The sequence below is a fragment of the Shewanella pneumatophori genome (assembly GCF_023283895.1).
Taxonomy (GTDB): Bacteria; Pseudomonadota; Gammaproteobacteria; order Enterobacterales; family Shewanellaceae; genus Shewanella; species Shewanella pneumatophori.
Genome location: NZ_JAKILB010000012.1, coordinates 82,498 through 94,620, shown reverse-complemented (window position 1 = coordinate 94,620; position 12,123 = coordinate 82,498). Strand labels below are relative to the sequence as shown.

Below are 12,123 nucleotides of genomic sequence, written 5' to 3'. Positions count from 1 at the left end.
AGGTTTAAATAAGTTTAGTTAATAAGGTTTATCCCAAAACAGCAAGTAGCACACCGGCTGCTACCGCACTACCTAATACACCCGCAACGTTTGGTCCCATTGCATGCATCAATAAGAAGTTTTGGTTATTCGACTCTAAGCCTACTTTATTAACCACTCGCGCTGCCATTGGTACTGCCGATACACCTGCAGCACCAAGTAATGGGTTAATCTTACCACCGGATAGTTTGCTCATCACTTTTGCCATTAATACGCCTGAAGCCGTACCGATAGAGAATGCAACTGCACCAAGTACTAAAATACCTAAAGTCTCCATCTGTAAGAATTGCTCTGCAGATAACTTAGAACCAACCGCTAGACCAAGGAAAATAGTCACAATATTGATTAGCTCGTTTTGCGCTGTGCTTGATAATCTATCAACAACACCAGACTCGCGCATTAAGTTACCTAAGCAGAACATACCCACTAGTGGAGTTGCAGCTGGTAGGAACAAAATCGTTAGTCCAAGCACCATCAACGGGAAGATAATCTTCTCTTTCTTGCTCACTTCACGCAACTGTTCCATCTTAATCTGGCGTTCAGCTTCGGTCGTTAGCAAGCGCATGATTGGTGGCTGAATTAACGGTACTAATGCCATATAAGAATATGCAGCAACGGCAATAGCGCCAAGTAATTCAGGTGCGAGTTTGGAGGCCAAGAAAATCGCTGTAGGCCCATCTGCACCACCAATAATGGCGATGGCTGCAGCATCTGTCATTGAGAAATCAAAACCTGGGATCCAGTTAAGCGCTATAGCTCCAAGCAAAGTCGCAAAAATACCAAACTGCGCCGCAGCACCCAGCAATAACATTTTAGGGTTAGCAATAAGCGCACCAAAATCTGTTAATGCTCCCACTCCCATAAAGATCAGTAGCGGGAAAATACCGGTTTCAATACCGACGTAATAGGCGAAATACAGTAAGCCGCCTTCGTCAGTAAATCCGCCGTTAGGAATGTTGGCCAATATGGCACCAAAACCAATAGGCAGTAGTAGTAATGGCTCAAACTTTTTTGCAATTGCTAGATACAGCAATATGCAGCCTACACCCATCATGAGCAGCTGGCCGCCGTCAAAGTTAGCAATGCCAGATTCAGCCCAAAATGCAATTAATCCGTCCATGATGACTCCTAAGCTAATGCCAACAATTGGCTACCAACAGCTACTGCGTCACCTTCTTTCACCCAAACCTTAGAGATCACCCCATCGGCTTCAGCACGGACTTCAGTTTCCATTTTCATCGCTTCAAGAATAATCACCACATCGCCCTCTTTTACCGTGTCACCTGGCGATACGTGAACTTTGAAAATATTGCCTGACAATGGTGCATTTTGCTCATGCTTTACTGCCGATAAATCTACCACAGGTGCCGCTGCTGACGCCGAAGGTGCTGTAAAAGGCACAACGTTCTCAGTTGGCGTGATTTGGCTGATATCTCCGCCTTCAGCAACCTCAACAACAAAACTTTGACCTTGAACCGTTACCGTGTAAGTTTCTGGGCCTTGCTGACTTGCCGCTTTTGCTTCTGCTTTTTTCGCTTCTTCTAGTGCTTTAGCAGCGACTTCAGGCTTTGGCTCAAATGCGTCAGGGTTATTACGGTTAGTAAGGAACTTAAGACCGATTTGTGGGAATAATGCATAAGTTAATACGTCATCATCAAGTTCATCAGCAAGCTTGATCCCCTCTGCTTCAGCTTTCTCTTTCAGTTCAATGCGTAACTTACCAAGTTCTGATTCAAGTAGATCAGCTGGGCGACAAGTTATCGCTTCTTTACCCGCTAATACACGCTGCTGCAGCTCTGCATTAACTGGTGCAGGAGTCGCGCCGTACTCGCCTTTTAATACACCTTCAGTCTCTTTAGTCATTGACTTATAGCGCTCGCCAGTTAGAACGTTGATTACTGACTGAGTACCTACAATTTGAGACGTGGGGGTAACTAATGGTAAGAAACCTAAATCTTCACGTACACGTGGGATCTCTTCTAAAACTAAATCAAGCTTATCGCCAGCACCTTGCTCTTTTAACTGGCTTTCCATGTTTGTTAGCATGCCGCCTGGTACCTGGGCACGTAAAATACGCGAGTCGATGCCTTTTAGCTCGCCTTCAAATGCAGCGTATTTTTTACGTACAACTCTAAAGTAAGCCGCGATCTCTTCTAGCAGATCCATGTCATAGCCGGTTGCACGGTCAGTGCCTTCTACCATAGCGACTAAGGTTTCGGTTGCACTATGACCATAAGTTTGGCTCATTGAAGAAATTGCAGTATCAAGTACGTCAATTCCTGCTTCAATCGCTTTTTGGTAAGTCGCTGTGCTTAGTCCTGTTGTTGCATGGCAATGCAGTGAAAGAACTAAATCAGTTTGCGACTTAATTTGGCTAATTAGCTCAAAGGCCTCAAACGGCTTAAGTAAACCAGCCATATCTTTAATACATAGTGAGTGGCAGCCCATATCTTCAATACGTTTAGCCATATCAACCCAGGTATCTAGGTTATGAACTGGGCTAGTCGTATAAGAAAGCGTACCTTGTGCATGGCCGCCAACCTCAATCACAGATTTAACAGCGGCTTCAAGGTTACGCACATCGTTCATTGCATCAAACACACGGAATACATCAACGCCGTTAGTATGAGCACGCTCTACAAAACGGTGTACCAAGTCATCAGCGTAATGGCGATAACCTAGTAGGTTTTGTCCACGTAGTAGCATTTGCTGTGGCGTATTAGGCATGACTTTTTTCAGTTCACGAATACGCTCCCATGGATCTTCGCCTAAGTAGCGAATACAAGAATCAAAAGTGGCGCCGCCCCAAGATTCTATCGACCATAAACCAACCTTATCGAGTAAAGGTGCAATAGGTAACATATCTTCGGTACGCAAACGAGTAGCGAGAATAGATTGGTGCGCATCTCTTAAGACCACATCAGTTAAAGCCAATGGCTTGCTCATACAAATACTCCCTACTTTTTATAATACTTTTTTACGGTGTTGATGAATTGCCGCAGTGATCACCGCAGTCATTAATGGGCTCACACTCGTGTCAGCTCTTTGTGGCTGTGCCACTGGTGCAGAATTGACGGCTTGTGGTGTTGGTCCAAACTTTCTAGCGACTAGGTTCATCGCCAAAATAAGAAAACTCAAAAAAATAAATACTAGGGCCATACCTAGTACCATGATCCCTAGCGCGTCATATAACTGTTCAGATATTGAAGCCATCTAATCCTCTCGTTGGCATTTTGTTGTGAATAAACATATAAACCACCAATAAATATTCACTTACCATTCACATGTTATGCATTTTATTCCATTCATTCTAGATGCGACTTTACGCTCAAATGATGAACAACAATAAAAACAATAACCAATCTATAACAAAATAGCGAACCCTTTGTAAATTGGTCATACCATAAAAGCGATCATTAATAGGCGGTGACTAACAAATCAATACCATTTAAGCCACTAAAATGAAGATTCATCAATATACTCGTTTTTGCGACAAACTCTTTGTAATTTAACTGCAGTTTTAGTGGAAAATGAATTCAGAAAATAGAACAGAGATTTAATAACGCTACTAAATGAAAATTTATGCACCAAAGCCTGATGTGACAACAGTCATATAAATCAGGCTCTTCAGATATTTAAAATGTGAATTTCATAATTAAAAGATTTTGAGATGGAGCCCTGAGCAAGCAAAATGGAAGCGAGTATCATCGTGATAAAAGTGCAAGCCGGCGCTTATACAGAGAAAAAAATTAACAAATTTTATACCAGTACCAGCAGATGGCAGTTAACGGAGTTAGCAAAACAACAAAAAGCAAAAGTTAAAAACGATAAGAAGTGATGCCACTAGAAAGCAGTTCTCGCTTAGCTCTGCAGCAAAACATATAGGTTGGCAGGTTTGCTGTGACCAGAGCTTTTTAAGTGAGGTTAAAACTAACTTTATGACAAGTAATTAAACTATTTGTTGAAGGTTGCTTTGAGCAACTTAATTAAATCTGATTTACTTGGTAACCTTCCTTCTTTGCTTTTAAACTCGCTACCATCTTTATCAATATCATTAGTTTCAGTGCGACTAGCTTGGTTAGTTTCCCCACTTTCACTTGGCGATTGCAGCGGAGTTGTCTTAAGTTCCACAGCGGAACTCCTTGCAAAAAGATAATCAAAGAGCTTGTTTAGCGTACCAGTTAGTTTTTCAGCCTTGCGACTTTGCTTAGCATTATCCGTAGATTGTAGTTGCGCCGTTAATCTTGCTGGCGATGCTGAGTTATCATGCTTGCGGTACATTAAGCTAACAAATAATGGCCAATCCTCTGCCGCAAGAGCATGTTTAGCTTGGCTATATAAAGTTGATTTTCGCGTTCTAATCCAAAATAAGATTAAGGCTAAAAAACCACAGCCTAAAAGCAGCAATAAAATGTGATAAGCATTTTTAGTACTAAAACCTATAACTGCCACATCTCTTTGTTCTAATCGATTCAGCTTCAAACCACTGCCTAACTGCCACCAAGAAATAACCTCACCTCCCAAAACATAGTTGCCAGGCTTATCAATAATATAAGTCAGATCTTGAGTAATTTGACCGCGGCTCTCACCTCTATTATTTTCATTTACTAATTGCGGCTCTTTAACCACAAGGGTAATACCATCAGCTATGTTAGCCTTAAACGGCGGAATATAGCTTGCAGGCGTATCATCTGCGGTAATGATTAGCGTTCTTTTAATGATATCTCCGGGTTGATACTCGACCTTTACCTCTGACCAGTTATCTTCTACCTGCACATTATCTGACACTATATAAGTAGAAACTCCTTTAAGCGATTCGGGTAGATAAGCAAAAACCAAAATGGGCTCTGCCACTATTGTTCGTGATAAAGATTTACCTGAGTCTGCATCAACATAGTGAATAGCAAACACAATATTGGGCACTTCAATTAATCCGCTTTGTTCAGGATAAAGCTCAACATCCCATATTTGTGATGATAAGGTTTTGCCTACAACTCGTTTACTGCCGTTAATTGCAAAATCCGAGGCTTTAGCCAGTCGAGCACTCGACATCGACGGTAACTCAAACTTTGTAGCGCCATTAAAAAAGCCATTAACTAGCAGTTCAAATCTAAGAAGCACTTTCTGCCCGACAACAGGATTAACTTCTGCACGACTCACTATGACTTGAGGCTCAAATGCCTGTTCAGCGTTGGTTTCAGCAAAAGCGAGCTCGGCGACAAGTAAATTGGCTAACAAACTAAATGCTAAAAATACCAACTTAGATAAACATACTGCAGCGCTAAAAGCTGATTCAAACCTAATAGGCTTAATAACCCTAAGAGAGCAACCGGAGCTTAGATATACACATTTGCAAAGGGTTGCTAAACCTTTAGTCATCAACATTGACCTCCGGCACAATTGAATCTTTTTCAACGCTGATAGATTGATTATATTCAGCCTGAAATTTGGCCGCTAAAAACTGCTGTGGATCTTTACTAATATCTCTGAGCCATTGCTGTTTTTTGCTATCGCTACGCAATAATTCCGCCACAGATAGTTTTTGTAAGGTTACTTCAATCTTGCCTACGGTTTGCTTGTCAGCACCTAAGTTACTATCAGTCATTTCATCAGGGCTTATCGACTCTGGAGGGTTTTCTTCTTGCTGACTTTCCCCTAGCTGCTTTATGTCTCGAATAAGGTTAATAACAATGCGTAAATTAGTTTCAGCCGCTTGATTATCGGGTTCGATTTCAAGAAGTAACTCATACACTTGTTGCGCCTTGCTATAGTTGCGCCCTCTGGTATAGCTCATTGCTAAATTAAATAAACTCTGGGTTGAATCTAACTTGCGGTATATCTTGGCTGCCTTCGCATACTCTTTCGCTTTATAATGCGCGAACGCTTTCCACTCAGGATCGTTAAACCTGATAGCAGCCTCTTTGAAGTCATCGCGATTAAAGTAAAATTGCCCTTGTTGGTCGGCAGTCATAAACCAGTCAAGCCAATGCGTTTGCGCATTAACAGGAGTGGGCGACAAACTAATACTCAGTACTATTGCTGCAGTCCAATACAGGCTAAAACCTCGACGGAAAAATAGCAGCAATAATAAGGCAGCAGGGTAAAGTAGCCAGTAACCATGATTTACCAACATACTTGATTTAGCGATTGCATTAGCGGTTAACTTTGTCACTTGCTCTGCCACTTCTTGAGGATTGCGAGTTAACTGCTTGGTTGAGATCAAAGCAAGGTTCAGCCCACTTGCGAGCCCTTCAGCAGACGGCGTTAACGCTGCTACAATGCCATCAGCATTTTGCTGTTTAAGATAGGCTGTTAGCTCGTTACTATCACTATTCGCGCCATCAGTTACCACAAGTAAGTCAAAGCCATATTCCTTTGCTGCAGACATAGAGCTGATTGCGGTAACCAAAGAATTAAGGTTATTGCCATCAATAGGCATGACTTCAGGCTGCATATAGCCAAGATAGAGAGTAAGCAATTGATATTGTTTTGAAGGAGGCAACACTTGATGGCTGCTACCTGCAAATGCAACTAAAGAAATTGGCCTTGCACCTGCTTGAGCAAGCACCTGAGTAATCATCAATTTAGCGCGCTCTAGCCGAGTAAGATCTTGCTGACCTTCTACCATGGAGCTGGATAGATCTAACGCTACAACCAGCGGCGCTTTAATTTTATCACCATCACTAGTCGACCAGCTTGGTCCCGCCAAAGCTAAAATAATAAGGCTTGCAGTAAGTAAAGTGAGTAAAATAGGACTATTATTTGCCCGCTGACGATTTTGCACCGAAAACACAGCAGCCAAATGCGCAGCAATAATCCCTTGCCCCGCTAGTTGCTGATTTACCCTTTGACGCCATAAACCATACATAAGCGCCAAAACAGGAATAAATAGCCATAACCAATAAGGAGCTGCAAATTGAAAATTAACCAACATCAGGCTTCCTCCTTTAAGCTATCTGCGACTTGCTTATTTTCGCTATTATCTGAAGCGTTAATCACTCCTTGATAAACTGATTCATACTTTATCGCTTTGCGCCTAGCCACAAATGAGGCCAAAGCGAGCCCTGACCAAACTAAGGTATATAAGATGATCATCGGCCCCACTAAATATGGGTAAAGCTCTGTTTTAGCAAGGTAACTTTGCTGTTGATAAGATGCCGGCGCGATGTCGTTTACTTGGGCTAATACTTTTGCAATAGCGTTACTGTCACTTGCTTCAAACGACTTACCGTTACTCACCACTGCAATTTTATTTAAGGTGTTAAAATCAACCTTGTCATCGCCTAAGGTATTAATTGATCCCATACCTAGGGTATAAATTTGGATGCCATCTGTAGCCGCTACGCGCGCCGCGTCAACGGGATCAAGCCTAGAGCTGGTGTCACTGCCATCTGTTACCAATAGTAAAACCCGCTGCTCAGTACTTGAGTTTTCAAATGCACGAATACTAAGTCCAATGGCGTCACCTATTGCTGTCGCAGGTCCCGCCATTTGCGTATCCATTTGCGTTAGCAATGTCTGCCACAAGGTTAAGTCTTCAGTAAAAGGGACTTGTAAATAGGCACCAGAACCAAAAACAATTAGGCCTAAACGATCTCCTTTACGCTGCTCAGAAAAAGACACTAATAACGATTTTAACGCCGTTAATCGAGAGACTGTTTCATCATCTAATTGATAATCCTTTTGTTCCATCGATTGTGACAGGTCAACAGCCACCATTAAGTCTCGTCCGGTTTTTCCAACAAATATTGGCTCCCCGAGCAATACTGGACGAGCAAGGCAAACAATCAGCAGCAACCAGCTTAAAAGCAGCGCCAACATTTGCACCCGTTTACGCTGCTGCACTTGATTACCTGAGGTTGGAGTTTGCCCCGTAGCTCTGATTAAGCGAGCGAAAAAAGGCAGATATATTGACGCAGAGGGTTGTAAATAGGCAGGCGAAAACCTAAAAATAAATAAAGGTAAAATAACTAAAATCAGTAGCCATGGATACTCAAGCGAGATGCTCAAACTTGTGCTCCTTTAACCATTTAATTGCTAATGTTTTTAGCAGCTCAAATTCGGTCTCCGATAACTCATTAAGCTTGCTAGCCTGTTTCGGCTCAACTGCCGTAGAAGAGTCAGCAGCAACACCTTCAGCAGCCAAAACGTCCGCCTTAGCAGACTCCTGACTACTGTGATAATTAAGGTATTCTAGTCGCGCCACTTGCTCTTGAGTAAATAGATCTTTAGGTCCCAAACTATTGAGCAACTCAAACCATGGTTTCCCGGTTACATTAAGCTGAGCTCTCTTGTTTCTCCACTCCAAACTGCCCCGCTGCGCAGCTAAACGAAGTAGCTGATTTAATTGGTTAGCTTCTACATAAGTCAGCTTTTGGGTTTCGAAAATAGCGTTGCGGCGATATTGATTACGAAGCCATGTTTTCCTTTTATGCCAAGCCACAAATAAAGCAGTAATAAAAAACACAAATACCACCAGATACCAGCCAGGAGCTAATGGCCACCAACTGATTGCATCTGGTGTAGTGATCTCGACCAACTGAGCTAACTGATTCATGTCTGTTCACCGCTAAGCAATTGCATCAATTGGTTTATCGCAGGCTCAGTTGTATTGAGTACCCCAACAGGTAACGCGCTGCTTAATAAACATTGCTCCAAACTTGTCAATCGTTGCTGATATAACTGACCGTATTTACGCTGATTATCATCATTAAACTGGATGTTAACCTGCTGCTCTCCGTGAGACACACTCAAACCATGTGCACGAGATAAGTCATCCTCTAATGAGTCCTGCACAATAAAAAGTATGATGTTAGCCCGTTGAGATAATGCCTCCAACTCAGCAAATTCTTGAGTTTGGATCCCTTCAATGTCAGTAATCAGTAGCATTACACTTTGGCTAGTTAAGCGTGCGATAAGCGGTCTTGCCTGCGAAAGCAGTGAGGGGCTGTTTTGTGAAAGTTTGCTAGCAGCTAGATCTAGTTGGTTGTTAGCACGAACGATGGCTTCTAAAAACCGTATAACATTATCTTTAGAGCGCATGGGGTCAATCTGAATACAATCTTGCGGACCAAGCACTAATCCTCCAACACGATCGCCGCTTTCAAATGCTTGCCATGCAAGCATTGCTGCCACTTGTGCGGCAACCACAGATTTTGTAAAACATTGACTACCGAAAAACATAGCCAGTCGCTGATCGATAACAATATGAACCGGACGATCGGTTTCCTCTGAATATACCCGAACATAGGGCTTACCTAGACGCGCAGAAACTCGAGAGTCAATTTGGCGTATATTGTCACCCGCTTGATATTGGCGTAGCTCTTCAAAGTTTAATCCACGACCTTTCACATTCGAAGCATGCCGCCCAGATAACATGCCAGCTGGACGATACTTAGGTGATAACGACAATTGTTGGCTTTGGTATCTCAGTGCTAACAGCGCCGGTAAGTTGGTATAAACCCGCTCATCCTTTATCGTCATACCAATGGTGTCACTCGCACGATTTCTTTAACAACATCCTGCGCAGTTTTAGCCTTTGCAACAGCGGCATAAGAAAGACTAATACGGTGACTCAATACTTGTAAAACCACAGCGCGTACATCATCAGGATCAACATAATCCCGCCCAGCTAAAACCGCATGTGCGCGAGATGCCTTATCTAACGCAATAGACGCTCGCGGGCTAGCCCCAACTTTAATAAGCTCACGTAAGTCACTATCTGGATAGCGCTCAGGCTTTCTTGTCACCATCACTAGCGCTACGATATATTTCTCAATGCTCTCAGACAGGTAAACTTGATGAACCATCTGTCTGGCTGACTTAATTAAGTTATCCGCATCATCAATAACAAGAGCGCTTAAGTCCGCTGCTGACTCTTGTCCTCGTGTTAAACGAATAATCTCCAGCTCTGTGTCATCATCAGGGTATTCAAGGATGATTTTAAATAAAAACCTGTCCATTTGCGCTTCAGGTAACGGGTATGTACCTTCTTGCTCTATCGGGTTTTGCGTGGCTAATACTAAGAATACTTCATGCATCGCATGGGTTGTGTTACCCACAGTGACTTGACGTTCTTCCATTGATTCAAGCAATGCTGATTGTACTTTAGGTGGTGCACGGTTAATTTCATCAGCGAGCAAAATATGGTTAAACACTGGGCCGGGGTTAAAGTCTATTTGGTTGCTATTTGTTGCAGAAAGCGCCTCATAACCAATAACATCAGATGGAAGCAAATCCGGCGTAAATTGCACACGACCATTGGATAAATTTAATAATTCAGCCAAGGTTTTAACCGAGCGTGTTTTAGCTGTACCAGGTAAGCCTTCTAGCAACACATGACCATTAGCAAGTAAGGCCAAAATGAGCCCTTTAACAACATGTTCTTGGCCAAGCACCTGCTGTGATAAAGCCAGTTGTAGCTGTTGAAGTTGCTGATGAACCTGTTGACCACTTATCTGTGAGCCAGTCATAGATGCATATTCCTTTATCGACTTTCTAATCTAAAACCAGCGCCAACTAGGCGCTAAAATAGAAAAAGGGCGCGAACGCCCTTGATCTTTAACGCCTTTACTTACTTGGCGGAGTTTGTAGTTTCTCCATCACTTGATCTAAGCTAAAGCTCGCTGCCTTTTGGCTAGGCGGATATTCTTTAAATGTTTCCAAGAATTTAGCCACATAAGCCTGTGCAGGCACTAACATAAAGGCCCTATCTAGCATCCAATCCCAATAAGTGTTTGAGGTAATGTCAGCATTTTCATAAGGGTCCATACGCAAGTTATAGATCTTAGGTAAACGTAATACGGTAAATGGATTAGCCCAGAGCAATAACGTCCCCTCTACGCGCTGCTCCATAAACACTAACTTCCAGTTTTTAAAGCGTAACGCAGCTAAGTCACCATCATCAGTAAAGTAGAAGATCTCTTCACGTGGCGGCGTCATATCTTTACCTGTTAGGTAAGGTAAAAAGTTGTAGCCATCAAGATGGTTTTTAAAGGTCTTACTCCCCGCCTTATGGCCTTTAAGCAGTTTCTCTTTAACCTTGCTATCACCAGCTGCGGCTGCGAAAGTTGGCATCCAATCCATATGGTGCATTATGTCATTCGACACACTGCCCTCTGGGATATTACCCGGCCAACGCACCATTGCAGGCACACGATACGCCCCTTCCCAGTTAGTATTTTTCTCTCCTCTAAATGGTGTTGTGCCCGCATCAGGCCAAGTGTTCATATGCGGGCCATTGTCGGTTGAGTAAAATACGATGGTATTATCTTTAATACCGAGTTTATCAACAGCCGCTAGAAGTTGGCCGACATGATTATCGTGCTCAATCATACCGTCAGCATAATTGCTCAGCTTACTAGAACCTTGTAACTCTGGCTTTACGTGGGTTCTGAAGTGCATACGTGTGCCACTCCACCATACAAAGAAAGGTTTTTTAGCTTTTACTTTGCGCTCCATAAAGTCGATTGCAGCTTCAACGGTTTCATCATCAACCGTTTCCATACGTTTTTTGGTTAATGGACCAGTATCTTCAATTTTTCCATCTGCTGAAGACTTAATAACACCTCGTGGACCAAACTTTTTACGAAACTCAGGATCTTTCGGGTAATCGATATTTTCAGGCTCTTCTTCAGCGTTGAGGTGATATAAATTACCAAAAAACTCATCAAAACCATGATTAGTCGGTAAAAACTTATCTTGATCGCCTAAGTGGTTTTTACCAAATTGCCCGGTCGCGTAACCCATGGGTTTTAAGATCTCGGCTATCGTAGCGTCAGTATCTTGCAAGCCGACATCCGCGCCCGGCATGCCCACTTTAGATAAACCCGTTCTAAATACACTCTGACCAGTAATAAATGTAGAGCGACCAGCGGTACAAGATTGCTCGCCGTAATAGTCAGTAAACATCATGCCTTCTTTAGCAATACTGTCGATATTGGGTGTTTTATAACCCATCATGCCAAATGTATAAGCACTGATATTTGACTGCCCAATATCATCTCCCCAAATCACCAAAATATTAGGTTTATCAGCAGCCATAGCGGAAGCAGAAAATAAGCTAGCGACAAGTGAAATTGCAGC

10 protein-coding genes are annotated in these 12,123 nt (G+C 42.7%); all 10 read right to left on the bottom strand.

The window, feature by feature from the left end; genetic code table 11:
• Nucleotides 1–28: 28 nt before the first annotated feature.
• On the bottom strand, nucleotides 29–1,159 hold the full coding sequence (locus L2740_RS16770; RefSeq protein ID WP_248951236.1) for a sodium ion-translocating decarboxylase subunit beta: 1,131 nt from the start codon (nucleotides 1,157–1,159) through the stop codon (nucleotides 29–31).
• A gap of 8 nt (nucleotides 1,160–1,167) precedes the next feature.
• A complete protein-coding gene (gene oadA / locus L2740_RS16765) occupies nucleotides 1,168–2,985 on the bottom strand; it encodes a sodium-extruding oxaloacetate decarboxylase subunit alpha (protein ID WP_248951235.1) in 1,818 nt (605 codons plus the stop codon).
• 18 nt (nucleotides 2,986–3,003) lie between these two features.
• A complete protein-coding gene (locus L2740_RS16760; protein ID WP_248951234.1) occupies nucleotides 3,004–3,252 on the bottom strand; it encodes an OadG family protein in 249 nt (82 codons plus the stop codon).
• 741 nt (nucleotides 3,253–3,993) lie between these two features.
• Complete coding sequence (locus L2740_RS16755; protein ID WP_248951233.1) at nucleotides 3,994–5,418, bottom strand: hypothetical protein; 1,425 nt, start codon at nucleotides 5,416–5,418, stop codon at nucleotides 3,994–3,996.
• Entirely contained in the window at nucleotides 5,411–6,973 is a 1,563-nt protein-coding gene (locus L2740_RS16750; protein WP_248951232.1) for a VWA domain-containing protein, read from the bottom strand. The genes L2740_RS16755 and L2740_RS16750 overlap by 8 nt, the downstream gene beginning before the upstream one ends.
• Nucleotides 6,973–8,049: a VWA domain-containing protein gene (locus L2740_RS16745; protein WP_248951231.1), complete on the bottom strand. Its 1,077-nt coding sequence runs from the start codon at nucleotides 8,047–8,049 to the stop codon at nucleotides 6,973–6,975. Before L2740_RS16745 ends, L2740_RS16750 begins: the two co-directional genes overlap by 1 nt.
• Nucleotides 8,033–8,596 (bottom strand): DUF4381 domain-containing protein, encoded by a 564-nt coding sequence (locus L2740_RS16740; RefSeq protein WP_248951230.1) that lies wholly within the window; start codon nucleotides 8,594–8,596, stop codon nucleotides 8,033–8,035. The genes L2740_RS16745 and L2740_RS16740 overlap by 17 nt, the downstream gene beginning before the upstream one ends.
• Nucleotides 8,593–9,522, bottom strand: a complete 930-nt coding sequence (locus L2740_RS16735; protein WP_248951229.1) for a DUF58 domain-containing protein — start codon at nucleotides 9,520–9,522, stop codon at nucleotides 8,593–8,595. The genes L2740_RS16740 and L2740_RS16735 overlap by 4 nt, the downstream gene beginning before the upstream one ends.
• A complete protein-coding gene (locus tag L2740_RS16730) occupies nucleotides 9,519–10,511 on the bottom strand; it encodes an AAA family ATPase (RefSeq protein WP_248951228.1) in 993 nt (330 codons plus the stop codon). Before L2740_RS16730 ends, L2740_RS16735 begins: the two co-directional genes overlap by 4 nt.
• Before the next feature lie 97 nt (nucleotides 10,512–10,608).
• On the bottom strand, nucleotides 10,609–12,081 hold the full coding sequence (locus tag L2740_RS16725; protein WP_248951266.1) for an arylsulfatase: 1,473 nt from the start codon (nucleotides 12,079–12,081) through the stop codon (nucleotides 10,609–10,611).
• Nucleotides 12,082–12,123 lie beyond the last annotated feature (42 nt).

What these genes read in the sequence shown, in the direction of transcription:
- L2740_RS16770 (WP_248951236.1), bottom strand. Translation starts at nt 1,159, where the DNA reads ATGGACGGATTAATTGCATTTTGGGCTGAATCTGGCATTGCTAACTTT.
- oadA (WP_248951235.1), bottom strand. Translation starts at nt 2,985, where the DNA reads ATGAGCAAGCCATTGGCTTTAACTGATGTGGTCTTAAGAGATGCGCAC.
- L2740_RS16760 (WP_248951234.1), bottom strand. Translation starts at nt 3,252, where the DNA reads ATGGCTTCAATATCTGAACAGTTATATGACGCGCTAGGGATCATGGTA.
- L2740_RS16755 (WP_248951233.1), bottom strand. Translation starts at nt 5,418, where the DNA reads ATGACTAAAGGTTTAGCAACCCTTTGCAAATGTGTATATCTAAGCTCC.
- L2740_RS16750 (WP_248951232.1), bottom strand. Translation starts at nt 6,973, where the DNA reads ATGTTGGTTAATTTTCAATTTGCAGCTCCTTATTGGTTATGGCTATTT.
- L2740_RS16740 (WP_248951230.1), bottom strand. Translation starts at nt 8,596, where the DNA reads ATGAATCAGTTAGCTCAGTTGGTCGAGATCACTACACCAGATGCAATC.
- L2740_RS16735 (WP_248951229.1), bottom strand. Translation starts at nt 9,522, where the DNA reads ATGACGATAAAGGATGAGCGGGTTTATACCAACTTACCGGCGCTGTTA.
- L2740_RS16730 (WP_248951228.1), bottom strand. Translation starts at nt 10,511, where the DNA reads ATGACTGGCTCACAGATAAGTGGTCAACAGGTTCATCAGCAACTTCAA.
- L2740_RS16725 (WP_248951266.1), bottom strand. Translation starts at nt 12,081, where the DNA reads ATGGCTGCTGATAAACCTAATATTTTGGTGATTTGGGGAGATGATATT.